The sequence below is a fragment of the Bacillus cereus group sp. MYBK95-2 genome (assembly GCF_051915225.1).
Lineage (GTDB): Bacteria > Bacillota > Bacilli > Bacillales > Bacillaceae_G > Bacillus_A > Bacillus_A cereus.
Genome location: NZ_JBQAEH010000002.1, coordinates 86,513 through 113,043 on the forward strand (window position 1 = coordinate 86,513; position 26,531 = coordinate 113,043).

The following is a 26,531-nucleotide window of genomic DNA, read 5'->3' on the forward strand; positions in this document are numbered from 1 at the left end:
AGTAATCTAACCTCTACATAAAATTTCATAGTTTTGATTTCATATATGTATCATGATTTACATAGAACAAATCTGTTAATACGTTTTGGTTATTTGCTTATCCCACTACTCTTTATTACCTTTTATTGGTAAAACGTTGGTTTTATTATATACCATTATTATCTATTTACAAGAGAAAACAATACTGTATGCAAAAATGCATAATAAAAAACACTACTTGTATTCTGAATTACAGAATACAAGTAGTGTTGGGTTTCAATTAATATTTAATTGGAACCTAATGCTAATTTTTTATGTTTAACAGTATACATATATCACTGTTTTTTTAGTCATAATTGATAAAATTTGTTCAGGGGACGCTCTTCCTGTTGAGCTATGGGATCTTTAAAAGGGAAAGTATAAGCGATTATGAGAGTAATGTATGAAGGGATAATGATGAGAAGCGAATTTAGTAGAAAGTAGTCTTTGGATGTAGAGGTTATATTATTTCCGATACCAATCCAAAGGACCTTCATCACTCAAATCAACAAGAAAAGGGAACAAGAAGTGTAAAGGTAAGCTTATAAGTTCTGGCATAGCGTTCACTGTTTTCTTTGATAGATATTGCCTCCCAAAACAATACGGACAATCTTTTTCAAATGTCACGAGTATTGACCATACATCTTTTACTTTCCACTTCGTTTTACAATACGTACAACGCGCCATTGAGTTCCTCCTCAGTTTAAGGTGTTTTCTAATATATTCTACTTTATTGTACGAAAGTCATTTGAATTTGATGTGGTAAAATGCAAAACAAGCCTAACCTCGTTCTACATTCAGGGAGGGGTTAAGCTTGTTTTAATTCCGTTCAATGTCTCTTTGTATCAGGCTGTTTATACATTGCCTAGATAGCTTCGTGTTAAATTCGGGAGAATAATTTTTCCATCTTTACTGTATTTTTCGAATAGCTCTGATAGGAGAAAAATAAAGTTTTTATACTGTTCGTCATTTTCTTTCGGAGCATAAGATGCTGATAAATTCCTTCCCAAAAACCCTTCATAATCAAAAAGTAAATCATTTTGATATTCTTTAAAATCATACTTTCCATCTTTAAAAAAGTTGTTAAATACTTCTGGAGTTTCATCTATTCCACCGCTAAAGCCTTTAAAGTTTGGACAGGTTTTCTGGCAAATTTCTGCATTCTCTTTAATAAGTGGACTAGTTAAATCTCTACTATTCCAAACAAGTGCAACATTTGCTTTTTGTTTTAAAATTCGTTGGCATTCGATTTTGAAAGCCTCTTTATCAAACCAATGAAATGCTTGGGCAACAGTTACTAAATCTACACTATTTTCTTTTAAAGTGGTATGTTCAGCAGTTGCTTTTATGGATTGAAAACGAGAATATAGTTTTAATGATTGCTCAGCCATCTTTCTCATATCATCATTTGGCTCAACTCCAATAACATGTAAACCACTTTCAAGCAGCTGGTGGCTAAATATCCCCGTACCTGAACCAATATCAGCCACAATCCGATTCCCTTTCAGTTGGTTAGCTGAAAGCAAGTAATCAATATATTCATTAGGATAACTAGGGCGATATTTTGCATATATATCGGCCCTGTCAGTAAAATTTTCTGTTGTTTTCACAGTACTACCTTCTTTCTTACGATATGATGTACAGAAATAGAAATTAAATATGAATTCCGGCATCAGTCTCTAAGTCTACAACTTAAGAGTCCAGCTAAATAGAAAGCCTCAGTTTCTTTATTCAAATATCCTTTATCCGTTTAGTATACTATTTTAGATAATATCTTCCAAAAGACTATAATGGCTTACTCAATTATGTTTTAAAGTGTATATTTTTATGGATTTATTTAATAATTTATGAGCAATTGTATGCCGTATTACGTTTACGTAGGTAAGAGATTTTCATTTTTGCTATTTAAATTGGCCAATATATCCTTTTTACAATTTACTGAAAATCATGTATAACAGAGATACATGATTATTTTATCTCGCTATTTGCGGGCAGTAAGATCCCTTACCTCGAAATTCAGCAAAAGCAAAGTAGTTAGGTTGGGTCGGGATGGCCGTAAAAGTCCGATTCGTGAGGGTTGATTAAAGTTTCACTTTATAAATATTCAGAAGTAGAGGGAGAAAAGTTGTAATGGTAAGAAAAACGTTCAAGATGCGCGTGTCTAAAAATAGAACGATTTCGATTAATGGTTCGATTCTTGATGTAGATGTTACACATGATGAATTTTTACAAGAGTTTGTTGAGTGGGTCGATTCTAAAGGTTGGTCGTTTATGGGGATAACGGATGAGATTACGCCTGAGGAAGCTAGTCAAAAGTTAATAGATTCGTTGATTGATGAGAAGGATAAGAAAGAGTAATTCCTTCTTATTTTTATTGTATATTTATGTTCTTTATCGTAAAAATATGATATAGTAAAAAATAGTGAAAATTCTTCCAGTTTAATACAAATTACATATGATTGGTAGATTTATTATTTTGTTAGAGGAGTAAATGGAAAAGGGAGAGTCATATGGTAAATTTTAAGAAAATTTTGGTTTTTATTACAGTTATTTGTTTGTTTTTGTTGACACCTATGACATTGCGTGCTGAGACGAATATTGGAGTAAATCCAGAACAAGTTGCACCACCACCTGCAGAAGGACCGAATGTTTTTAGTCAGTTTGCAACGACAATTGATGCAAAAACAGGAGATGTTTTGTATGACAAAAACGCATATCACCGTGCATATCCTGCTAGTACGACGAAGGTATTAACAGCGATTTTACTCATGGAGCATACAAAGCCAGAGGATCAATTTACATTTTCACAATTAGCATTAGATCAAGAGAAGAGTAATTATCAAATTGAGTTTCAACCTGGAGAGACAATTAATAGAAATACTGCGCTTATGATTTTAATGGTGCTGAGTGCGAATGATGTGTCGTATGCGATTGCGGAGCGGATTGGCGGGAGTGTTGAGAATTTCGCTAATATGATGAATGAGAAAGCGAAGCAATTAGGGGCGAAAGATAGCCACTTTGTAACACCGAATGGATTACATGATCCGAACCATTATACGACGCCGTATGATATGGCTATGATTACGAAGGGTGTGCAAAAGTATCCTGAAATTTTACAAGCGATGAATACGAAAAGAACGACAGTTACGACGTCTAGGCAGACGGTGTCTATTTTTAATAAATCTAATTTTTTTGAAAATCCATATAGCATTGGCGGTAAAACAGGGTTTACGAATGAAGCGCGTAATACACTTGTTTTATTAAATGAGAAAGATGGAAATCGTATTATAAGCGTAGTAATGGCTTCTCAAAGACCTGAAATTTATGAAGATTTGAAGCAGATGGCGGAATATTCTTTCGGTCAATTTACGAAGCAAATGGTGCTTGATAAACATAATTGGCATCAAAAAACAACATATTTAAATAAAGATGTTAATTCTGAGTTGGAACAAAGTGCAGAGCTTATGCTTAAGAAAGATGAAGGGAAAAATGTGAAAACTATTTTCCGGGCGGCTTCATTAGATAAAGAATCTTTATATCATAAAGGAATACATCGTGGTGAGGTAGTTGGTGCAGTTGATATTACGAAAAATAATCAAACAATTGCGACGGTAAATGTTCTTTCAACAGAAGATGTCACTTTTGCGATGCCTAAAAAAGATACAACTATGCCTGAAGTAAAAGACTCAAATATGAAAGTAATAAGTGTTGGGATAGGTGCGATTGTATTATTTGGAGCAATTTTATATGTAGTGTTGCGCCGAAATACAAAAGGAATGAAATCAGAAGGTAAATAAATTACTAATAAAAAGACTGTGTAAAATTTTGGCACAGTCTTTTATATATATCTTAAATAACTAATAATTGTAAATTTTCTTATTGCAATAACTTAAAGTTCGTTATATCATTTACTTGTGTTCTTGTTAAAGAACAAAATGGATATTGCATACTTCAAATAATATAAAACAACGGAGAGGGAGAGAGACGATGAAATTAATATGGAAGATAATTAGCAACGCGATCTCATTTGTTTTATTTGCATTGATGGTTTTTTTAGCTTTTGTAGTTATTTCTTCAAAAGCAAGCGGTGGTGATCCGACAGTGATGGGATATCAATTTAAGAGCGTTCTTTCAGGATCAATGGAGCCGACGTTTTTAACAGGATCAATCATTGCAATAGAACCAAACAAAGATGGTTCTAAATATCAAAAAGGTGATGTTATTACCTTTAAAGAGAAAGATCAAAAAATTATCACTCACCGTATTATCGGTGTGAAAGATACAAATGGAAAAGTAATGTATGAAACAAAAGGGGATAACAACAACGGACCAGATTTAGAGCCAGTACTTGCAGAAAATGTAGTTGGAAAGTATGCAGATATTACAGTTCCATATGTTGGTTATTTACTGAATTATGCGAATTCGAAAGCAGGAGCAGCATTACTTCTTATTATTCCAGGAGTCTTTTTGCTTGGTTATTCCGCTATTTCTATTTTTGGTGCTATTCGTAGCATTGACGGAGAAAAGAAAGATAAAAAAGTAGAACAATCCGTCTAGTTCGTTTGGTTATACTTTCCGTTTAGGAAGTTAACAAATATATATTAAGGGGATATGGACATGACTTTAAAGAAAAAATTAGGAATGGGTATTACATCAGCAGTATTAGGAGCAGCTTTAGTTGGTGGAGGAACATTTGCATTTTTCAGTGATAAAGAAGTGTCAAACAATACATTTGCGGCTGGAACACTGGATTTAGCATTAAATCCATCAACAGTTGTTAACGTATCGAATTTAAAACCTGGGGATACAATTGAAAAAGAATTTAAACTAGAAAATAAAGGTTCTTTAGATATTAAAAAGGTTCTACTGAAAACAGATTATAATGTAGAAGATGTAAAGAAAGATAATAAAGATGATTTTGGTAAACATATTAAAGTAACATTCTTAAAAAATGTAGATAAGCATGAGACAATTGTGAAACAAACTACTTTAGATAAATTAAAAGGTGACACACTTACAGCTGTAGATAATGATTTATCGGCTTGGTTCTGGGATGAAAAAGGTATTTCAGCAGGTAAATCTGATAAATTCAAAGTGAAATTTGAGTTCGTTGATAATGGAAAAGATCAAAATCAATTCCAAGGCGATAAGTTACAATTAAATTGGACGTTTGATGCACAACAAACAGCAGGTGAAGAAAGATAATAATAAAAAGGGCTATCACATGGATAGCCCTTTTTCTATTTTTCTAGTATTTGTCTATCAATTTTAATAGTTCTTTACTATAATATAGATAATGTTCTGTATAAAGAACGTAATGTTCGATGGGAGAGATTAAGATGCTGAAAAGACCGCGTAATTTTAAAAAGATGCTTATATTGCCGTGTATGTGTTCTATTACGTTTTATTTAGGATCTCAAATTATGACGCATACAGAAGCGGCGTTCATTCATGAAACGAAAGTAGAAGCGACGCTTTCTACAGCAATTATATTTCCGAAAACAGTTAATACGTTAAAAGAGCAATCTGAGAAACATAAACAGTTTATTGAGCGTGAGTATGGAACGATGAAGGGGAAATTGAAAGCAACTTCTATTGAAGAAATAAAACAGGCGATTTCTGTATGGCAACAAGGGCGTGAGAAAATTGTTGCTGAGAAGGAAGCTCTGCAAAATGTATATACTGAAATAGAAGCTCCTTACAATCAAATACAAGAAGAATTAAAGGTAAATAAAGATGAGTCGATGCAGCAAGTGTCCATATATGTAAATGAAGGATTTCGCAGTATCAAAGAGAAGCGTGACTATATTGAGAAAGAAATTAGCTTGAAAGCTATTGATGAGCAAATTCAGGCTCTTCAGCAACAATTAAACGTTGCAATTGAAGCGGAAGGACAAAAGAAAGTAGAAGAACAAAAGAAAGCAGAGGAACAGAAGAAAGTAGAAGAACAAAAGAAAGCCGAAGAACAAAAGAAAGTAGAAGAACAGAAGAAAGCCGAAGAACAAAAGAAAGCCGAAGAACAGAAGGAAGTAGAAGAACAGAAGAAAGTAGAAGAACAGAAAAAAGTAGAAGAACAGAAAAAAGTAGAAGAGCAAAAGAAAGTGGAAGAACAGAAAAAGCTAGAAGAGCAGAAGAAAGCGGAGTAACTGCTTTAGTGAAACAGCCAGAAAACAAGAATGTGGTGTAAGAGAGAGTGAACGAATAAGCAAGACTAGTAATATTTATACGAGTGTGAGGGAACGTTAGCCCTCACCTCTTTGTTTTTCTTTTTTCTTATAGTATTAAGTGATTTGAGTGTGAAAAAAGTTATAAATTATCATTATTTTTTCCGAAAAGTCTAAAAAATATTGAGAAATAAAAATAACTGAAAATATTAATAAATATGTGTTGTGTTTATATAGAGTTGTTCGTTATAATGAACATAAGGTTTTTAAAAAAGAACGCATATTAGCTAAGCTAATATAGTTTTCTTTACATCTCTTATTGAAAAATAAGTGATAAAAATATAAAAAAAAGCTAGGGGGAATTGATTGTGAGTCTGAAAAAGAAATTAGGTATGGGAGTTGCATCAGCAGCATTGGGGTTAGCTTTAATTGGTGGAGGAACATTTGCATTCTTTAGCGATAAAGAAGTATCAAACAATACATTTGCAGCTGGGACGTTAGACCTTACATTAAACCCTAAGACGCTTGTAGATATTAAAGATTTAAAACCAGGGGATTCTGTTAAGAAAGAGTTCTTATTACAAAACAGCGGTTCGTTAACTATTAAAGATGTTAAATTAGCAACAAAGTATACTGTTAAAGATGCAAAAGGTGATAATGCTGGTGAAGACTTTGGTAAGCACGTTAAAGTAAAATTCCTTTGGAACTGGGATAAACAAAGTGAGCCTGTATATGAAACAACTTTAGCAGACTTACAAAAAGTTGATCCAGATCTTTTAGCTAAAGATATCTTTGCTCCTGAGTGGGGAGAAAAGGGTGGATTAGCAGCTGGTACAGAGGATTATCTATGGGTACAATTTGAATTCGTAGATGATGGAAAAGACCAAAATATCTTCCAAGGTGATACATTGAATTTAGAATGGACATTCAATGCTAACCAAGAAGCTGGGGAAGAAAAATAATAAAAAAGCGGGTATTCCCGCTTTTTTTATAAAGAAAAAGAAGTGCTGGTTGTAAGCACTTCTTTCTATTATTATTTTTGATTTTGCTTCCACTTTGTAAATTCAAGAAATTCACGAAATTGTTCTTTGGAGACACCAGAGTTCATTGCATCTTTAACGAGTTGTGTCCATTCGGAGTCTAGGTTAGTTTCCTTTGTTGTTTCATCATGAAGTAAAGTATCAACTGGAATTTGTAGAACTGCTGCGATCTTTTCAAGAAACTGAATGGAAGGGTTTTTTTGTAAATTTCGTTCTATAGAACTAATGTAAGATTTAGCAACGCCAGCTTTTTCGGCAAGTTCAGTTAATGAAATCCCTTTTTGTAAACGAAGGCGTTTTATACGTTCTCCAATCATATTTGCGCACCTTTCTATCAATATGTAGTTGTCTTATGATGTCATTATTATAACATAAACTTCGTTAAAAAGAACAAACCTATTGAGCCTGACTGGATGGCTTCATACGTTGGAAAAATTGCTCGATGTCTTGCATGGCGATACCAGCATCTAGAGCTTCAAGTATTAAATCAATCCATTCTTGATCCAGTGCGTCTGTCTTATCTTTGTACAAATGTAATTCCTCCCTAATTATCGGTCATAATTGCTGCTACAGAATACATGATAATGCAATCGGATTTTGTGTTTTATATAGTGAATTATCAAATATTGTGTAGATGAAACAAAGATAAAATCCCCATTAAACTCCCTCTATGGAAATTATAAATTGTTCGATAAAAACTTTCAATATTTTCAGAAAACATTGTTGAATTGTGATATATTCGTATGCTAACTATGAAATTTTTACAAATATATTAAAAATATTACATAATATGACTAAATATTGAAAAAATATTGAATTTTTAATAAAATTCAATTTGTAATACATATTATTTATTAGGGGAGGAAATAAGGGATGAACAAGAAACCGTTCAAAGTTTTGTCATCAATCGCTTTAACAGCTGTATTAGGCCTTTCATTCGGAGCTGGCACTCAATCTGCATATGCTGAAACGCCTGCGAATAAAACAGCTACGAGCCCAGTTGATGATCACTTAATTCCGGAAGAACGTTTAGCAGATGCGCTAAAAAAACGTGGGGTAATTGATTCGTCAGCTTCAGAGAAAGAAACAAAGAAAGCTGTCGAAAAGTATGTAGAGAACAAAAAGGGTGAAAATCCTGGGAAAGAAGTACCGAATGGGGATCAACTTACGAAAGAAGCATCTGATTTTTTAAAGAAAGTGAAAGATGCGAAAGCAGACACGAAAGAAAAATTAGATAACCCTGCAACAGGAACACCTGCAGCGACAGGCCCAGTTAAAGGCGGTCTAAATGGTAAAGTACCAACTTCTCCAGCGAAACAAAAAGACTATAACGGTGATGTACGTAAAGATAAAGTACTCGTTTTACTTGTAGAGTACGCTGACTTTAAACATAATAATATCGACAAAGAGCCTGGATATATGTATTCTAACGATTTTAATAAAGAACATTATGAAAAAATGTTATTCGGCAACGAGCCGTTTACATTAGATGATGGAAGTAAAATTGAAACGTTTAAACAATATTACGAAGAGCAATCTGGTGGTAGTTACACAGTGGACGGAACAGTTACAAAATGGTTAACAGTTCCTGGTAAAGCTGCTGATTACGGTGCAGATGCTGCTAGCGGCGGTCATGATAATAAAGGACCAAAAGGCCCACGTGATTTAGTAAAAGATGCATTAAAAGCAGCTGTAGATAGCGGTCTTGATCTATCAGAGTTTGATCAATTTGATCAATATGATGTAAATGGTGATGGAAATAAAAATCAACCGGATGGTTTAATTGATCACTTAATGATTATTCATGCAGGTGTTGGACAAGAAGCAGGTGGTGGTAAATTAGGTGATGATGCAATTTGGTCACATCGCTGGACAGTTGGACCAAAACCATTCGCAATTGAAGGTACACAAGCGAAAGTTCCATATTGGGGTGGAAAGATGGCAGCGTTCGACTACACAATTGAACCAGAAGATGGAGCAGTTGGTGTATTCGCGCATGAATATGGTCATGATTTAGGTTTACCAGATGAGTATGATACACAATATAGCGGTGCTGGTGAGCCAATTCAAGCTTGGTCTATCATGAGTGGCGGAAGCTGGGCTGGTAAAATTGCAGGTACAACACCAACGAGCTTATCACCACAAAATAAAGAGTTTTTCCAAAAAACAATCGGTGGTAACTGGGCAAATATCGTAGAAGTAGATTACGAGAAATTAAATAAAGGTATCGGCCTAGCAACATATTTAGACCAAAGTGTTACGAAATCTAACCGTCCAGGTATGATTCGTGTTAACTTACCAGACAAAGATATAAAAACAATTGAGCCGGCATTCGGAAAACAGTATTACTACAGCACAAAAGGTGATGATCTTCATACGAAGATGGAAACACCACTGTTCGATTTAACAAATGCAACGACTGCAAAATTTGACTTCAAATCATTATATGAAATTGAAGCAGAGTATGATTTCCTTGAAGTACACGCTGTAACGGAAGATGGTCAACAAACGTTAATTGAAAGACTTGGTGAGAAAGCAAATAGTGGAAATGCAGATTCGACAAATGGAAAATGGATTGACAAATCATATGATTTAAGCCAGTTCAAAGGTAAGAAAGTAAAATTAACATTTGATTACATTACTGATGGTGGTTTAGCATTAAATGGTTTCTTACTTGATAATGCTTCATTAACAGTAGATGATAAAGTAGTATTCTCTGATGACGCAGAAGGTACGCCACAATTCAAATTAGATGGTTTTGCTGTTTCTAACGGAACAGAGAAGAAAAGCCATAACTACTATGTTGAGTGGAGAAACTATGCTGGTTCAGATAACGCGTTAAAATTTGCACGTGGTCCAGTATATAACGCTGGTATGGTCGTATGGTATGCAGATTCAGCTTACACAGATAACTGGGTAGGTGTACATCCAGGACACGGTTTCCTAGGTGTAGTGGATTCTCATCCAGAAGCAATTGTAGGAACTTTAAATGGTAAACCGACAGTGGAAAGTAGTACGCGATTCCAAATCGCAGATGCGGCGTTCTCATTCGATAAAACGCCAGCTTGGAAAGTTGTATCTCCAACGCGTGGAACGTATACGTATGATGGTTTAGCAGGTGTACCGAAGTTTGATGATTCTAAAACGTATATTAATCAACAGATTCCAGATGCAGGACGTATTTTACCGAAGCTTGGTCTGAAGTTTGAAGTAGTAGGACAAGCTGATGATAATTCTGCAGGTGCTGTTCGTTTATATCGTTAATACTGTAAAACTACCGAGAGATTTTCTTTCGGTAGTTTTTTTGTGAGCAATGAATTTTATATAGCTGAAAAAGTCATATATAATGTAACCTTAAGAATAGAAATTTGTTATATATGAAGTCTATATAAATAATGAAAGAATTGGATAAAAATAGTGGGAGAAGGTGAGTGAATGAGTATTTCCTCTATTGTAAGTAGGCAAAAGGAATATTTTTTAAAAGGGCATACGAGAAGCATCGAAATGCGAAAGAATAATTTGAAGAAGCTTTATGAAGGCATTCAGCATTTTGAAGAAGAAATATTTCAGGCGTTGAAATTAGATTTAAATAAGTCAGTTCACGAGTCGTTTACAACGGAAGTTGGATATGTATTAAAAGAAATTTCCTTTCAATTGAAACATATGTCATCGTGGAGTAAACCGAAACGAGTTCGAACAGCACTTACTCATTTTGGATCAAAAGGAAAAGTAGTGCCAGAACCGTATGGTGTGACACTTATTATTGCACCGTGGAACTATCCTTTTCAATTAGCAATTGCACCACTTGTAGGAGCACTGGCAGCTGGAAATACAATCGTTTTAAAGCCGTCAGAGTTAACACCAAGCGTTTCAAAAGTGCTTAAGAGAATGTTAGATGAATTATTCCCAGAAGAGCTTGTAGCGGTAGTAGAAGGTGGCGTTGAAGAGAGTACATCTTTGCTGAGGGAACCATTTGATTATATTTTCTTTACTGGTAGTGTTGGCGTTGGAAAAGTTGTAATGGAAGCAGCAGCGAAACAGTTGACGCCGCTCACTTTAGAACTTGGCGGGAAAAGTCCTTGTATTGTACATAAAGATGCAAAGATAGAGATGACAGCAAGAAGAATTGTTTGGGGTAAGTTTTTAAATGCAGGGCAGACGTGTGTAGCGCCTGATTATATGTATGTGCATTCTTCCGTGAAAGAAAAGCTAATTGAGGCACTGCGACATGAAATTATAGAGCAGTATAGTAAAGAACCTTTGCAAAATGAAAATTATGTGCGTATTGTAAGTGAGCGCCATTTTGAAAGATTATGTGGATTTTTACAAGATGGTCAAGTCGTAATTGGTGGAAACTATAAGAAAGATACATTACATATTGAACCGACAGTACTAGCGGATATTACATGGAAAGATACTGTTATGGAAGATGAAATTTTTGGTCCGATTTTACCAATCATAGAGTACGACAACATAGAAGATGTAATTGGCACAATCCAGCAACATCCGAAGCCGTTAGCGTTATATGTATTTTCTGAAGATAAAGAAGTACAAAAGAAAGTGACGAGTAATATTTCATATGGTGGAGGCTGTATTAATGATGTTGTCTATCATCTTGCTACGCCATATTTACCTTTTGGGGGTGTTGGAAGTAGTGGATTAGGGGGTTATCATGGGAAAGAAAGTTTTCGGACTTTTTCACATTATAAAAGCATTTTAGCCCAATCTACAGCATTCGACATGAAAATTCGTTACTCTTCTACAAAAAGTGCTTTAAAATTCATACGAAAGTTGTTAAAATGATGATGGTGTTTATCAGTAGGCGTAGCCGTATGATAATAGCCCCTTCGCAATGGAAGGGGTTTTTCTGTTCGACGTTATGTATCATGCGAAAATGAATCAAACATACTACATAAAGAATAGAAACGAACGCTTGTTAAATAACCATTTTTGTTTGGATCGAAACAAAAAATAGTCTATAGAACATAAATATTTATTCATGAATATAAAAATTTAAAATTTAAGGTAGATAGGACGGGAAAATGAAAAAGATTATTAAAGTTGAAGCAGTTGAAAAACATTTTGGAAATCAAGTGATTATCCCACCTCTTTCTTTAGATATTAAAGAGGGAGAGTTTTTAACAATTTTAGGGCCGAGTGGCTGCGGGAAAACGACTTTACTTCGTATGATCGCAGGATTTGAAACTCCAACTAAAGGGAATCTTTTATTAGATGATGAAAGAATTAACGATTTGCCACCATATAAGCGTCATATGAACCTAGTGTTCCAACATTACGCACTATTCCCACATATGACAGTAGAGAAGAATATTTGTTTTGGTATGAAAATGCAGAAAGTATCAGCAGCAGAGCAGAAAGAGCGTGCTGAAGAGGCAATGCGTTTAACGCAGTTACTTGAGTTCCGTAATCGTAAACCTGCGAAGCTTTCTGGTGGACAACAGCAGCGTGTTGCAATTGCAAGAGCGATTGTAAATAATCCGCGTGTATTACTATTAGATGAGCCACTTGGAGCGCTTGACTTTAAGTTACGAAAAGACTTGCAACGTGAATTGAAAAACTTACAACGTAATTTAGGAATTACGTTCATATACGTAACGCACGATCAAGAAGAAGCAATGAGCATGAGCGATCGTATTGTCGTTATGAATAAAGGACATATCGAACAAATCGGAACGCCGAAAGAAATTTATAATAAGCCGAAAACATTGTTCGTTGCGACATTCATCGGTGAAAATAATATTGTGAAGAACGGGGAAGGCTATGTAGCAATTCGCCCTGAAAATGTAAAAGTACGTTCGGTTGAAGAACCAATTTTAAAAGAATACCATCTTGGACATATTGAAGATATTGAGTTTGTCGGAAATATGGAGAAGCTTTATGTACGTGATGAGAAAACATCAGAATTACTAATGGCATATCAAACTGCTGAAGAGGCAGCGCAGTGGAGCATTGGAGATAATGTATATGTAGGCTGGGAGCAAGAGGACGAGGTGACCTTAAATTGAAAAAAGGGAAATTACTCGCACTACCTACAGTCGCGTGGCTGCTAATTTTCTTCCTAATCCCGCTCGTATTCGTATTAGGATTCGCCTTCATGCAGCGCGGAGCTTACGGGACAGTAGAAATGCAATTTACGCTGGAGAATATATCCCGTGTATTTGATCCATTGTACTTAGGAACGTTATGGGAAACTGTTAAGATCGCAGTTATTACAACAGTAATATGTTTATTAATTGGTTATCCGTTTGCGTATACAATTACAATTGTTGACCGCAAATACCGCTCTATTCTTTTATTATTGGCAACGATCCCGTTTTGGATTAACTTTCTTGTTCGTTCATACGCATGGATTGTTATTTTACGTTCACAAGGTCTTGTGAATACGTTGTTATTAAAGCTTGGCATTATTAGTGAACCGTTAAATTTATTATATAATACTCCTTCTGTAATACTCGGAATGGTCTATTCTTTATTACCATTTATGATTTTACCAGTGTATGCAGCAATTGAGCAGCTGGATAAGCGTAAGCTAGAAGCGGCTTATGATTTAGGAGCAACACCAATAAAGGCATTTTGGAATATAACAGTGCCGATGACGATGTCAGGAATTGCGACTGGTTCTATTTTAGTATTCGTTTCTTCTATCGGAATGTTTGTTGTATCAGACGTGATGGGCGGATCGAAAGTAGCATTAATCGGAAACGTTATTCAAAATCAATTCTTAGGTGCACGTGACTGGCCGTTTGGATCTGCGTTATCGATTATCGTTGTTCTATTCTCTGTTCTGTTAATTTACTTATATTATCGTGCAACGAAAGTATATAAATATAATGAGAACGGAGGGGAATAGGCAAAGATGAAGAAGTTTTTAGTTTCTTATTCTTGGTTAATTTTGTTATTCTTGTATTTTCCAATGATGGTTTTAATGGTCTATTCTTTCAACGACTCTCGCATTAATGCGGAGTGGGAAGGTTTTACATTCCATTGGTATACAGATTTATTTCAAAAACAAGATGTTATTGATGCATTTGTAAATAGTATTACGATTGCAGTTATAACAACGATTGTGACAACGGTACTTGGTGTATTCTTTGCAATTGCTTTACATCGTTATAAATATCGTTTCGAAGGGGCTATTAATGGCCTTGTATATTTACCAATTTTAATTCCTGATATTTTAATGGGATTATCTTTACTAATTCTTTTCAGTCAGTTAGGAATGGAACTTGGACAAACAACGATTATTATTGCACATATTACATTTAGCATTTCGTTTGTTGTTGTTATTTTAGCTGCGCGTCTTTCAAGTATGGGACGTGACTTAGAAGAAGCTGCAAATGATCTAGGAGCAACGCCTTGGCAAACGTTTCGTTATGTAACGTTCCCAGCAATTGCACCGGGAGTTATTTCGGCAGCATTATTAACATTCACATTATCAATTGATGATTTTGTAATTAGTTTCTTCGTATCAGGACCAGGATCAACAACATTGCCACTATACATTTACAGTATGGTTAAGCGCGGAGTATCACCAGAAATTAATGCTCTTTCTACAATTTTAATTGTTGCTATCGTAGGATTAATGGTTCTATCTGAAATCTTCCGGAACAAAGGTGCAGATGGTGAAGAAAACTCTGGAGGACACCTTCCTTTATAATACGAACGATATAGAAAGTACAAGGGGGTAATAAACCGATGAAATTAATGAAAAGAATAGCTGGCGCAGCAATTAGCTTTAGCCTTGTTGTTGGTGTGCTTGCTGGTTGTGGTGAAAAGAAAGAAGAATTAAATATTTATAGTTGGGCTGACAATTTTGATGAGCAAGTGCTAAAAGATTTTGAAAAGAAGTATAATGTGAAAATTAACTATGACAAGTACGCAAGTAATGAAGAAATGCTTGCGAAATTACAAGCTGGTGGCGCAAAGTATGACTTAATTCAGCCGTCGGATTACATGGTTAAAACAATGGCGAAAATGGACTTATTAGCGCCGTTAGATAAAAAGAATATCCCGAATATCGAAAATATGGTTTCTAATTTTAAAACACCTGCGTTTGATCCAGAGAATAAATATTCTTTAGTGTACACTTGGGGTGTAACAGGGATTGCATACAATAAAAAGTATGTGAAAGAAGCACCTACAAGCTGGGCGGACTTATGGAATGAGAAATATAAAGGACATGTAACGTTACTGAACGATTCTCGTGAAGTATTAGGAGTGGGTCTTAAGAAGCACGGGTTCTCAAACAGTACGAAAGACGATGCACAATTAAAGACAGCAGCAGATGATTTAAAGAAGCTACTTCCAAACTTATTAGCATTTGATACAGATAACATTAAACAAAAATTTATTACAGAAGATGCTTGGATCGGAACAGTTTGGTCTGGAGATGCAGCATTTATCACAAAAGATAATAAAGATGTAGAATATGTTGTACCAAAAGAAGGCGGCACAATTTGGGCTGATACGTTAGCAATTCCAAAAGGTGCAAAACATAAAGAGCTTGCTGAGAAATTTATGAACTACTTACTAGATGAAAAAGTAAGTGTGAAAAACTACGAGTCAATTGGTTACAGTAATCCAAATGAAAAAGCTCATCCTCTTCATAGTAAAGAATACCGTGATAATCACATGATTTTCTTAACGAAAGAAGAGTTAGATCGTACAGAATGGCTTGTTGATGTAGACGATAAGTTAAAAGACTATGATCGTTACTGGACAGAGCTAAAAACAAAAGGTAAATAAGCAAGGAAATGCGGTTTCTAAAGTAGAAATCGCATTTTTTCATAGTAGGAGGAAATCGTTTGAAGAAGAAGTTACATCAGTATGAGGTAATGTGTATCGGTTTGTTATTTGCTGTATTTGGTATTGTTGCTTGGCGCGTACATGCAGGTGGCGTTACAGTGATGGATACATATGTCCGTGGATTAGTAAGAGGGCTACAAACGGAAAGTTCTCTTACATTTTTCTCGTACTTTACAAAATTGGGATCAGCAATTGGGATAGTCGCTACGCTCGTTATAAGTTTGCTTGTTTTTTGGAAGAAGCGTTATTATGCTGCGATGATTGTATATCCAATGGGAATTTTAGTAACACATCTTGTGAATAAAGGGATAAAAGAGATTGTAAAGAGAGAACGTCCGTCATTAAATGAAGCGCTAGATGCACTTGGATATAGTTTTCCTAGTGGACATGCAATGCTATCAATTATGACATTTGGATTTCTTACTTATATCATTGCTGCTAATTTGAAAAGCGTAGCTGGGAAATGTGTCACAACGATTTTGATGGGTATAGTAATTCTATCGATTGGATTAAGTAGAGTCATTTTAAATGTACATTACCCAACTGATATTTTAGCTGGTTACTGCGTAGGTGGTATTTTGTTAATTATCGCGATTTACTACCATCGTTTACTTACTGAGAGATTAGGGCTTAATAAAGAGAGATAGAAAAACGTCTGGAAAAACTATTATTATAGTTTTTCCAGACGTTTTTTGTTTATATCAAGATGTGATACAGTATAAGTGACAATTGAATTATGTAAAGTAGGTGAAAATGTGTGAAGACAAATGTACATAAAGTTGATAAGTGGGGGAAGTTAGGAGCCTTTTTGTATCAGTTTCGTTATACAGTAATTGTAGCGTTACTGTTGCTCGCAATCGCACTTGGGATTTTTGCTCCAAAGCTACCGGGAGTATTAGGTGGTGACGGTTTCCAAACCGAAGGCGACTATCAAAAAACGAAAGAAATTTTAGATAAAGATTTTAAGAAGTCTCAAGATACGCTGCTGCTCGTTTTTGAGAAAAATAAAGATGCTTCGCATGAGGAATTTAAAAAGCGAATAAATGAAATTGTAAAGAATGTTCAAGAGAAAGAGAACTATGAATCTTTCCATCACCCAATCCAAAATAAAGAAATGCTACAAGATGACATCGGCTATGCGACAATTTTATTTTCCGGGAAAACAAATAAGGAACGAATGGAAAAGACATTACAATTTGCTGATGAGATTGAGAAAGAAAGTAATATAGCATTAAAAGTAACACCTACAGGGTTTCCGAAAATTAATAAAGAGATTAATGAAAGAACGCAAAATGATTTAAAAGTAGCAGAGATGATTGGATTACCAATTGCGTTTCTTGTATTACTATTTTCGTTTGGTAGTCTTTTGGCATCAATTTTACCGATTTTGAATGGGGCGCTTAGTGTTATTAGTACGATGGGTATATTGTATTTCATCGGTGTTGATAAAGAACTATCTATTTTCGTGTTAAACGTTGCACCGATGATTGGACTTGCATTATCTATTGATTTTGCGCTATTATTTGTGAACCGTTTTCGAGAGGAAGTTGCTAAACGAACGGTAAAAGAAGCGATAGCAATTACATATCAAACGGCAGGACGTGCGATTGTATTTTCAGGATTATGCGTATTTGTTGGGTTATCCGGTTTGTTTTTCTTTAAGATAGATTATATTCAATCTGTCGCGATTAGCGGAATGATTGTTGTCATTATGAGTATTTTATTCTCACTCACACTTCTTCCAGCACTATTATCGTTAATCGGTAAAAGAATATTAAAAAAGAATCAAGTAGCACATACGCCGGCAAAAGCATGGCGTAAATTTGCAAAATTTGTGATGAAACATCCAATTGCAATGATTATTGTTGTTACAACATTTATTGTTATTTGCTTATTACCGTTACGTACAGCTAATTTGCAGTTCCCTGGTGTTGAAGCTTTACCTGAAAAGAGTGATACAAGGATTGCATATGAAAAGTATGAAGAAGCATTTAATGAAACTGTCAAAACACACGCTGATGTTACGTTAGTTGTAGAGACGAAAAAAGATATGAAAGAAAAAGAAAGTCTACAAAAGATAGAAGAAGTCGTTCAAAAGTTAAAAGGTGATAAGAAAGTACATGAAGTAAGAAGTTTATACGACGGGTTAACTGGAATGAAAGCAGATCAAGTTGTTGGAATGTTGCAGTCGCCAGAATCAGCGAAACTAGCTCCTGTATTTGAAGCATACACGCAAGGGAATAAGACGACGATAGAAATATTTTTGAAAACAAAACCACGTACAGAGACTGCAAAACAGTGGGTACGTGACTTTAAAAAGAACTATAAAGAAACGGATGTTACGTATTATCTAGGCGGAATGACGACGTTTCAACAAGAATTAGAAGATGAAATTAAAGATAAAGTTGTAATTGGTATGTCTGTTATATTTGGATCGACCTTTGTTATATTATTATTTGCATTCCGATCTATACTCATTCCAATTAAGGCAATTGTTATGAATATACTTAGTTTAAGTGCAACCATTGGAATTGTTGTTTGGTTATTTGAAGGTGGTCATTTCGGCTTAGAAGCAAGTCCGGTTCTGTTTGTCTTACCAATCTTCATTTTTGGCCTCGTATTTGGGCTTAGTATGGATTATGAAGTATTTCTTATTTCACGTATTCATGAGCTCTATGAAGAAACAGGAGATAACGATCAAGCAACGTTAGAAGGGCTCGTTTCAACAAGTAGAATCATTACATCAGCTGCTTTAATAATGATTGTTGTAACTGGTGCATTCGCATTTACTGATATTTTACCAGTAAAGCAGATGGGTCTTGGCGTTGCATTAGCAATATTTCTTGATGCAACAATTATTCGTCTTATGCTCGTACCAAGCTTAATGAAGTTATTTGGAGACTGGAACTGGTGGTTACCATTTCGAAAAAAACGAGAAAAATCATCGTAAAAAATGCTCATCAATATGATGAGCATTTTTTATGAATAGCAAAGCCTACATTTTGCAAATAGTATGTGATAAGAACATTACATAATAAGTAGGTGAAGGCAATGTTTCGTTATTTTAAGTTTAAGTTAAATGATACAGTACAGTTTGCCGAGAACGATGGGCATATGTATCGCATTGTCGGTTATCGGTTAGAAAAAGGATTTTATCCAAAAGATGAATGGACTCATATCATTTATGAACTACTTAGAGAATTTGACGGGTATACGATGGATGCAGAAGAGGAAGAACTTGTAAAGGTCGTTCAAGTAGAGGATGAGTATTACAAAATACAAGAAGTATCAGGTTATCGCTATCCAGTAAAAATGAAACAAAAACAACAAGTGATGAAAATAGAAAAGATGGACGATTTATTAGATGCTTACAATGATTATAAAAGGTTGGCGGATTTCTTTAAGGATTTATCGTATGAACAAAAAGCTGAAGAAGTATTGTTAGAAATGAAAAGACTTAGAGCTTGAGGGGCAGTCTATTATAAGACTGTCCTCTATTTTTGACGGTGCATCAAAGTGTGTTTTCCGTTACAATGAGAGAATCAATAGAAATAAGGTGATAAACAGTATGGAAACAAAGAAAAAGGGTGAATGGTGTGAAATTACCGTTCCAGCTAAATGGAATGGTATAAGTATTGAATCGGTATTAAAAGTAGAATGGGAAATACCGAAAAAGCTATTACATCAGCTTCGTATGGAAAAAGGTGTTACGGTTAACGGGGAACAAAGAAGATGGAATGAGCTTTTAAAAGAGAACGATAAGTTACAAGTCCATATGTTTGCGGAGGAAGAGTACGGTGTAGATCCAGAATATGGTGAATTACATGTAGTATACGAAGATGATCACGTACTTATCGTAAATAAACCAGAGCAAATGGACACACACCCTGCTGAAAAAGGTGGAACCGGGACGCTTGCAAATCTTGTTGCTTTTCATTTTCAAATGCAAGGTTTAGAGACGAAGGTGCGTCATATTCATCGTTTAGATAAAGATACGACAGGTGGTGTCGTGTTTGCTAAGCATAGAATTGCTGGTTCAATTATGGATCGCTTATTAATGGAAAGAAAAATTAAAAGAACGTACGCAGCGCTCGTTGAAGGGAAAGTAAAGAAGAAACAAGGAAAGATTGATGCTGCTATCGGAAGGGATCGCCATCATGCTACAAGGCGTCGTATTTCTCCAAAAGGTGACCAAGCTATCACATATTATAAAGTAGAAAAGTATTTTAAGAAGCAAAACACGACTTTCGTAACGTTACAATTAGAAACGGGTAGAACACATCAAATTCGTGTTCATATGAGTCATAATGGTAATCCATTAGTTGGGGATGTATTATATGGTGGACAAACAAAATATATGTCCAGTCAAGCATTGCATGCGATGAAGATACATTTCTTGCATCCAATTACGAAAGAAGCGATTGAAGTTGATGTGCCGTTTCCTACAAGGTTAAATAATAAAATAAAAGAATTTCAAAAAGAAAATGCGTAAAGTATAAGTTTTAACTTGAAAAAAGTAGATTTTTGCAGGGATTTCTCTAAAAGAAGCGAAGCCGTTAAGAGAAAAGAGAGGTGAGAATCACTTGATTAAATATAAGTATGTACTGGGAATATTTTTCGCTTGTCTTTTACTTACTCTATTTCTCTATCCCTATTTACCAAATCGTATGGCAGTACATTGGAATGTAAATGGTCAGCCAAACGAGTTTATGAGTAAACAAGTCGTTGTAGCATTTATTCCCTGTTTTATTATTTTTTCATATGGATTTTTGTATATTATTTCACATAATATATTTAAGTTTAATGAAAGAGAGCATGGTATTATAGGCGGATTTATAAAGAAAATTACGTTATTTATGTTGTTTATTCATACGCTTATCCTCTTTATTAATTTTGGGGATTTGATATCCTTTCAAACAGGATTAACGATTGGGATTAGTATGTTTCTTTTTATGCTGAGTAAAGAATTTAAGAAAATAAAAGGCAAAGAAAAAGAAAAAGATCCAATTAAATTACAAAAAATTTGTTTAGTGAGTAGACGGATTTTTCAAGTGATGGCATGTGGCATATTGTTTTCATTGTTTTTGAACTTAGAGTGGGGATTTTATGTATTGCTTAGTGTAATAAGCTGTGGATCTATGTTGTTTATGTTATATATTTTCTATTCATACATAATAGAAAGCTATGAAACTTAAAAAAGAGTCTTCTCATTATGAGAAGACTCTTTTAATCTATTTACTTCGTAATAAATTGTTGTGTCCAGTAGTTGCCGCTTTCTACATAACCAACACCGATGTGAGTGAAGCCGTTATTTAAGATGTTTGCACGGTGTCCAGCGCTGTTCATCCAAGCTTGTACTACTTCTTCAGGTGTACGTTGACCTTGAGCGATGTTTTCACCTGCAGATGTATAAGAAATACCAAATTTCTTCATCATGTCAAACGGAGACCCGTATGTAGGGCTGTTATGATCAAAGTAGTTGTTTTTTTGCATATCTTCAGACTTAATACGTGCTACTTTGCTTAATTCAGTATCGATTTTTAGTGCTGGTAAGCCTTGTTTTGCACGCTCAGCGTTTGTTAATTCAACAACACGTTGTTCAAACTCGCTTAAAGATTTTGCTTCTTCAGCAGGTTTTTGTTCAGCAGGTTTTTGAGTATTGTTGTTTTCAGCAGGCTTTTGAGCTTCTGGTTTTTGAACTTCTTCAGCAGGCTTTTGCTCGGCAGGTTTTTGCTCAACTGGCTTTTGAGTTTCTGGCTTAGCTGTTGGTTGCTCAGTTACAACATTTTCAGTAGGTTGTTGACCAGGAATGAAGCAGTTTGGTTGGAAGTTTCCTTGTTGCCATTGTGCTAATGATTCAACTCCCATAGATTCTAAGAATGCTTGTAATTCTTGTTGGCTCATTTGTTTCATCATTACTTTTGAATGCTGAATATTTTGAACCTTTACGTTAGATGGTTGTACTGTTGCAGCTTTTGCATCTAGAGAAGATACTCCTAAAGTAAGAGCTGTTGCAGCAGCTACAGATAATAAAACACGCTTTTTCATGATGTGTGTCCCCCTATATAAAGTTTTAATTTGTTTTCACACGATTTGTTTTTGACAGCCTGTCTGACTGACAAATTCATCGTAGCATACAATTTGCGAGAAAAAAGATGGAAAAAAATTCATAGACTTTAAAATTACCTAATTTATCCTAAGAGAAGAAGGGAGCAAAAATAAGAGAAATATAGAGTATAAAAGGAATTTATAGTGTTTTTATACTTGGTTTTAAGAGGGGGTTTTTGGATAAAGTTACCTAAATAGAAAATGAAGAATCCTATTGTATCAATGGTTTGAACGTTTTTTTGAGGAATATAATGGATTGATTTTTACAAAACTGTAATGTTTCTGTTGTTCTTTTTTATAATAAAGTAACATATTTTTAATGTTGTAGCAGACAAAAAAGCGGCTATCTCTTTACATAGACGAAGGAGATAGCCGTTTTCCTATTATTACGTATGTTACGAGTTAGTTTCAATTGCTTCTAATAATAAATCCACAATGTGAATTCCTCTCATTTTATGAGAAAGCCCTTCTCGCTCAATACCCAATTTCATTTGTAATAAACAACCTGGATTTGCAGTAACAATGGTTGCTGCTTCTGTTTCATGCACACGGTCCATTTTGTAATCTAGAAATTCCATTGATAACTCTGAATGAACAATATTGTAAATACCAGCAGAGCCACAGCAGCGGTCGGCATCTTTCATTTCTCGATATGTTGCACCTTGGATAGCCTCTAGTAACATACGAGGTTCAGAAGATGTGCGCATAACATTGCGTAAATGACAAGAGTCTTGATACGTAATAACTTGCGGCGTGAGTCGTAAGTCAGTTCGCTTATGGAAGTCTAGTTCTACTAGTATAGCAGTAATATCTTTAATTTTAGAAACAAACTGCTTAGCACGTTCAGCCCAATCCGGATCATCTTTTAAAAGATAATCATAGTCTACGAGATAAGCCCCGCAACCACCTGCATTCGTAATAATATAGTCGATGTTTAAATCTTCGAATGCTTTTATATTTCGCTTTGCTAATTCTTTTGCTCCACTCTTTTCACCAGCATGTCCATGCAATGCACCGCAGCAACTTTGTGTTTTTGGAATAACGATATCACAACCAGCTAATTGAAGAAGTTTCATCGTTGCGTTATTTGTTTCTAAAAATATCGTATCCATTAAGCAGCCTGTGAAGAATGCAACTTGTTTTTTCTTTGTGCTTTCTGCAGGTAAAAATGAAGGACGATCTTTCATGGCTTTCATTTTAGGGACTTTTGGTAAAACGAGATCCATCGTTGCAAGTGTTTCAGGGAATAACTTCATAATCCCTGTTTTATGTGTTAGCGTTTGTAAACCAGAACGTTGATAAAATCCGATTAGTCCAGTTAATGTTCTCATTCGATTTTGATGGGGGAATAGTCCTTCAAAAACGACTTTTCGAACAGCTTTCACTGGCACTGAGAATTTTTTATTTTGATTAATAATATCACGAGCTTCTTCTAATAAATGTCCATAATTTACACCAGATGGACAAACAGGTTCACAAGCACGGCAACCAAGACAAACGTTTAATGTATGTTCAACATCTTCATCTGGTTCGATTAAACCATCAACGACTGCTTTCATTAATGCGATACGTCCGCGTGGTGAATGTGACTCTTTATATCCGGATTGAATGTAGGTAGGACAAGTAGGTAAACAAAAACCGCATCGCATACAGTTTAGTAATTCATCTTCACTTAATCGTTCTTTAAATTCTTTTTGAATATTTTCTTTATTTAATGTGGTCATTGCTCAACCACCACTCTTTTTCGAGTGTCTTTCGCGAACATCTTTCCAGGATTCATAATGTTATTTGGATCGAAAGCTTGCTTTATTCCTTGCATAGCTGCAATACCTTCTTTACCTAATTTCATTTCTAAATATGGAGCTTTCATTGCACCAACACCATGTTCACCAGTAATTGTGCCACCAAGTTCAATTGCTTTCGCAAATATTTCAGCAAAAGCTTGTTCAGCTCGGTGCATTTCTTCTGCATTACGAGCGTCTGTCATACAAGTTGGATGTAAATTACCATCACCAGCGTGTCCAAACGTACAAATAGGAATATTATATTTTTTTGCAATGGCATTAATAGCTTCAACCATCGGAGCGATTTGTGAACGTGGTACAGTCGCATCTTCTAATATTGTAGTAGGTTTTAATCGTGCGAGCGCTGATAGAGCACTACGGCGAGCGGTACGAAGCGCATCTGCTTCTGTTTCGTCTTTTGCAATACGAACATCAACTGCATTCATAGAGCGGCAAACATTAGCCATGTTTTCAATATCTCGATTGACTACTTCGGGAGGGCCGTCTTGTTCAATTAATAAAATTGCTTTTACATCTGTAGGTAAACCGATTTGCGCAAACTCTTCTACTACTTCAATTGTCGGTTGGTCTAAGAACTCCAGTGTTGCTGGAATGATTTTATTTGCAATAATAGAAGAAACAGCACGTGCAGCTTCATTAATATCTTCATATAGTGCAAGCATTGTTTTCTTTGTTTCAGGCATAGGAACAAGTTTTAATATAGCTTCTGTTACCACGCCAAGTGTTCCTTCAGAACCGATAAATAAACGAGTTAAATCGTAACCAGCTACATCTTTTGCTAATTTACCACCAGTGCGAATAATATCGCCATTTGGTAAGACAAGTTCAAGCCCCATTACATAATCACGTGTTACGCCGTATTTCAAACCGCGTAATCCACCTGAGTTTTCATTAATATTACCGCCGATTGTAGAAATTTTCATCGAGCTTGGATCTGGTGGATAAAATAAACCTTTTTCTTCTACCGCTTTAATAATATCAAGTGTAATGACACCAGCTTGTACAGTAATTGTTAAGTTTTCTTCATCAATTTCTAAAATATTGTTCATATGGCGGAAAATAAGGACGATACCGCCTTCAAGTGGACATGTTCCTGCGCAAAGATTTGTTCCAGACCCGCGCACATACACAGGAATTTTGTGAGTGTTACATACTTTTAATACTTCAGCTACTTCATTTGTATTACGAGGAGCAATGACTGCATCAGGCATTGCTTGGAAGTTTGGAGTGGCATCATAACTATAAGTTAAACGCCCCATATTGGATGTATCTACATTATCTTCGCCAACAATAGATACGAATGAATGAATAATTTGTTTTTCTAACATTGGAAATCCCCCTCAAACTGTTAACGTGTTTAGTTATAATAAACAACGTGGTAACAGTGCTTTCATTATAATGATAAAAAAGTCGAGGGATTCTTTCTATGTATAATCATCTAAAGATTAATCTGTTTTATCGTTCTTTTTTGTATGATCATCTAATAGGAGGAGTGCGAAGTATAAAACGTTTAAGTCTTTGAATTGTTTTGGATCAAGTCCTGTATGTTCTTCAATCTTTTTTAGCCTGTAATGTAATGTGTTAATGTGTATATGTAATTGTTTAGCCGTCTGTTTATAAGATTGGTTATAATCGATAAATAAGCGCAAAGTATGTATAAGCTCAGGAAATGATAATAAGTTTTCGATGGTACGCTCTAGAAATTGTTCACGCGTTTCGGCAGAAATATCTTGTAAACACATTTCTAAACGTAAATCTTCATTAAATACAATTTTTTTCGTTTCCAATGATACAGAAAGAGCGCGTAATGCTTGTTCGTAACATATGTTCATATTGTTTGAGGTAACTGTTTGTCCAATCCCGATATATAAAGAAATAGAAAATAAAGTTTCGCAGTCTTGTTTTAACCGTTTTAAAAATTGATAAGTTTGCTCTTTTGAGCTCGTTGCTGTAAATAAAATAAAACGATCATTTCCCCAACGAACAAATAGATGCTCTTTTGTTAAAATATTACGTATGTGTTGCCATATTTTACGCTGGAGCATCGTGTCATTTTTGCCAATAGAAAACAAAATAAGTTGTTTTTTCTTATATAAATCAATGCCAAGTGTTTTGGCGCGATCAAGAAAACTCGGGGACCACTCTGTATTTTGAAGCCAATCAAAGACAAAAGCTTCATAAGAACGGTGCTCAAGTTCTAGTTGCTCTAAAAAGTAGTTTTCATGAATTAATAATTCGGTCATCTTACGCAATATTTCTCCGTAGCGTGAAATATTTTCAGGTTCTCCTGTAATCCCAATGACACCAATTACTTCATCATGAAATAATAAAGGAAGATTCATCCCAGCCTTTACACCTTGCAATCGCCTTTCATCTTCTTTTGTAATGATGACGGTTTTCTTTTGTTTGGCGCAGCGGAGTGCACCTTCATGAAATTGACCAATTCTTTCTGTATCTGTACTTGCGATAATAACGCCTTCTATATTAATGATAATAATATTTTCTGTAATTAGTCTGCGTACTTCTCGTACAATTTTATTCGCTAAATCAGGAAATAGCATAATTGACAC

Annotated in this window: 25 protein-coding genes; 17 read left to right on the top strand and 8 right to left on the bottom strand. The window is 35.0% G+C overall.

Annotation, left to right across the window (positions count from 1 at the left end):
- Positions 1-483: 483 nt before the first annotated feature.
- Both ACTFN4_RS07355 and ACTFN4_RS07360 read right to left on the bottom strand, forming a co-directional pair.
- Positions 484-705 carry a hypothetical protein gene (locus ACTFN4_RS07355; protein ID WP_000090221.1) on the bottom strand — a complete coding sequence of 74 codons (222 nt, stop codon included), beginning with the start codon at positions 703-705 and terminating at the stop codon, positions 484-486.
- A 167-nt stretch (positions 706-872) separates the two neighbouring features.
- Positions 873-1,628: a class I SAM-dependent methyltransferase gene (locus tag ACTFN4_RS07360; protein WP_000858660.1), complete on the bottom strand. Its 756-nt coding sequence runs from the start codon at positions 1,626-1,628 to the stop codon at positions 873-875.
- A 520-nt stretch (positions 1,629-2,148) separates the two neighbouring features.
- On the opposite strand from ACTFN4_RS07360, the gene ACTFN4_RS07365 reads away from it, so the two are divergent.
- The 6 genes from ACTFN4_RS07365 (at position 2,149) to calY (ending at position 7,144) form a co-directional block, all read left to right on the top strand.
- Positions 2,149-2,376 carry a hypothetical protein gene (locus ACTFN4_RS07365; protein WP_000251856.1) on the top strand — a complete coding sequence of 76 codons (228 nt, stop codon included), beginning with the start codon at positions 2,149-2,151 and terminating at the stop codon, positions 2,374-2,376.
- Positions 2,377-2,528: 152 nt separating this feature from the next.
- Complete coding sequence (locus ACTFN4_RS07370) at positions 2,529-3,815, top strand: D-alanyl-D-alanine carboxypeptidase family protein (RefSeq protein ID WP_048534151.1); 1,287 nt, start codon at positions 2,529-2,531, stop codon at positions 3,813-3,815.
- A 190-nt stretch (positions 3,816-4,005) separates the two neighbouring features.
- Positions 4,006-4,575, top strand: a complete 570-nt coding sequence (sipW, locus tag ACTFN4_RS07375) for a signal peptidase I SipW (RefSeq protein ID WP_000767792.1) — start codon at positions 4,006-4,008, stop codon at positions 4,573-4,575.
- 60 nt (positions 4,576-4,635) lie between these two features.
- Positions 4,636-5,223, top strand: a complete 588-nt coding sequence (locus tag ACTFN4_RS07380) for a CalY family protein (RefSeq protein WP_000172852.1) — start codon at positions 4,636-4,638, stop codon at positions 5,221-5,223.
- Between the two features lie 134 nt (positions 5,224-5,357).
- A complete protein-coding gene (locus ACTFN4_RS07385; RefSeq protein ID WP_439962193.1) occupies positions 5,358-6,164 on the top strand; it encodes a DUF4047 domain-containing protein in 807 nt (268 codons plus the stop codon).
- A gap of 386 nt (positions 6,165-6,550) precedes the next feature.
- Positions 6,551-7,144 (top strand): biofilm matrix protein CalY, encoded by a 594-nt coding sequence (gene calY / locus ACTFN4_RS07390; protein WP_000053713.1) that lies wholly within the window; start codon positions 6,551-6,553, stop codon positions 7,142-7,144.
- 71 nt (positions 7,145-7,215) lie between these two features.
- Here calY and ACTFN4_RS07395 read toward each other — a convergent pair whose 3' ends face one another.
- Both ACTFN4_RS07395 and ACTFN4_RS07400 read right to left on the bottom strand, forming a co-directional pair.
- On the bottom strand, positions 7,216-7,539 hold the full coding sequence (locus ACTFN4_RS07395) for a helix-turn-helix domain-containing protein (RefSeq protein ID WP_000578885.1): 324 nt from the start codon (positions 7,537-7,539) through the stop codon (positions 7,216-7,218).
- Between the two features lie 79 nt (positions 7,540-7,618).
- Positions 7,619-7,753: an anti-repressor SinI family protein gene (locus ACTFN4_RS07400; protein WP_000276219.1), complete on the bottom strand. Its 135-nt coding sequence runs from the start codon at positions 7,751-7,753 to the stop codon at positions 7,619-7,621.
- Positions 7,754-8,095: 342 nt separating this feature from the next.
- Between ACTFN4_RS07400 and inhA1 the strand changes: the two genes are divergently transcribed.
- The 11 genes from inhA1 to ACTFN4_RS07455 all read left to right on the top strand — a co-directional run bounded on the left by inhA1 (position 8,096) and on the right by ACTFN4_RS07455 (position 21,243).
- A complete protein-coding gene (gene inhA1, locus ACTFN4_RS07405; protein ID WP_001035936.1) occupies positions 8,096-10,486 on the top strand; it encodes a M6 family metalloprotease immune inhibitor InhA1 in 2,391 nt (796 codons plus the stop codon).
- 171 nt (positions 10,487-10,657) lie between these two features.
- Entirely contained in the window at positions 10,658-12,025 is a 1,368-nt protein-coding gene (locus tag ACTFN4_RS07410) for an aldehyde dehydrogenase (protein WP_000028375.1), read from the top strand.
- A gap of 239 nt (positions 12,026-12,264) precedes the next feature.
- The gene (potA, locus tag ACTFN4_RS07415) at positions 12,265-13,248 is read left to right on the top strand and encodes a spermidine/putrescine ABC transporter ATP-binding protein PotA (RefSeq protein ID WP_000720333.1); all 984 of its coding nucleotides are present in this window, start codon (positions 12,265-12,267) and stop codon (positions 13,246-13,248) included.
- Positions 13,245-14,093 (top strand): spermidine/putrescine ABC transporter permease PotB, encoded by an 849-nt coding sequence (gene potB, locus ACTFN4_RS07420; RefSeq protein ID WP_000715500.1) that lies wholly within the window; start codon positions 13,245-13,247, stop codon positions 14,091-14,093. The genes potA and potB overlap by 4 nt, the downstream gene beginning before the upstream one ends.
- A gap of 6 nt (positions 14,094-14,099) precedes the next feature.
- Complete coding sequence (gene potC, locus ACTFN4_RS07425) at positions 14,100-14,900, top strand: spermidine/putrescine ABC transporter permease PotC (protein WP_000714192.1); 801 nt, start codon at positions 14,100-14,102, stop codon at positions 14,898-14,900.
- 38 nt (positions 14,901-14,938) lie between these two features.
- Positions 14,939-15,988: a spermidine/putrescine ABC transporter substrate-binding protein PotD gene (gene potD / locus ACTFN4_RS07430; protein ID WP_439962194.1), complete on the top strand. Its 1,050-nt coding sequence runs from the start codon at positions 14,939-14,941 to the stop codon at positions 15,986-15,988.
- A 59-nt stretch (positions 15,989-16,047) separates the two neighbouring features.
- Positions 16,048-16,695, top strand: coding sequence for a phosphatase PAP2 family protein (locus ACTFN4_RS07435; protein WP_000727797.1), 648 nt, complete (start codon positions 16,048-16,050; stop codon positions 16,693-16,695).
- Between the two features lie 110 nt (positions 16,696-16,805).
- Positions 16,806-18,998 carry an MMPL family transporter gene (locus ACTFN4_RS07440; protein ID WP_000856405.1) on the top strand — a complete coding sequence of 731 codons (2,193 nt, stop codon included), beginning with the start codon at positions 16,806-16,808 and terminating at the stop codon, positions 18,996-18,998.
- 101 nt (positions 18,999-19,099) lie between these two features.
- Complete coding sequence (locus ACTFN4_RS07445; RefSeq protein WP_000490301.1) at positions 19,100-19,516, top strand: hypothetical protein; 417 nt, start codon at positions 19,100-19,102, stop codon at positions 19,514-19,516.
- A 100-nt stretch (positions 19,517-19,616) separates the two neighbouring features.
- Positions 19,617-20,540, top strand: coding sequence for an RluA family pseudouridine synthase (locus ACTFN4_RS07450; protein ID WP_439962195.1), 924 nt, complete (start codon positions 19,617-19,619; stop codon positions 20,538-20,540).
- A gap of 91 nt (positions 20,541-20,631) precedes the next feature.
- Positions 20,632-21,243, top strand: a complete 612-nt coding sequence (locus tag ACTFN4_RS07455; protein ID WP_006917704.1) for a DUF1648 domain-containing protein — start codon at positions 20,632-20,634, stop codon at positions 21,241-21,243.
- A 40-nt stretch (positions 21,244-21,283) separates the two neighbouring features.
- Here the strand turns inward: ACTFN4_RS07455 and ACTFN4_RS07460 are convergent, their stop codons facing one another.
- From ACTFN4_RS07460 to ACTFN4_RS07475, 4 genes are all read right to left on the bottom strand, one after another.
- Positions 21,284-22,096 carry a CAP domain-containing protein gene (locus ACTFN4_RS07460; RefSeq protein WP_439962196.1) on the bottom strand — a complete coding sequence of 271 codons (813 nt, stop codon included), beginning with the start codon at positions 22,094-22,096 and terminating at the stop codon, positions 21,284-21,286.
- Between the two features lie 455 nt (positions 22,097-22,551).
- A complete protein-coding gene (locus ACTFN4_RS07465) occupies positions 22,552-23,880 on the bottom strand; it encodes a (Fe-S)-binding protein (protein WP_439962197.1) in 1,329 nt (442 codons plus the stop codon).
- Positions 23,877-25,289 (bottom strand): glycolate oxidase subunit GlcD, encoded by a 1,413-nt coding sequence (gene glcD, locus ACTFN4_RS07470; protein WP_000890755.1) that lies wholly within the window; start codon positions 25,287-25,289, stop codon positions 23,877-23,879. The genes ACTFN4_RS07465 and glcD overlap by 4 nt, the downstream gene beginning before the upstream one ends.
- A gap of 117 nt (positions 25,290-25,406) precedes the next feature.
- Positions 25,407-26,522: a CdaR family transcriptional regulator gene (locus ACTFN4_RS07475; protein WP_000898641.1), complete on the bottom strand. Its 1,116-nt coding sequence runs from the start codon at positions 26,520-26,522 to the stop codon at positions 25,407-25,409.
- Between the last annotated feature and the right edge of the window lie 9 nt (positions 26,523-26,531).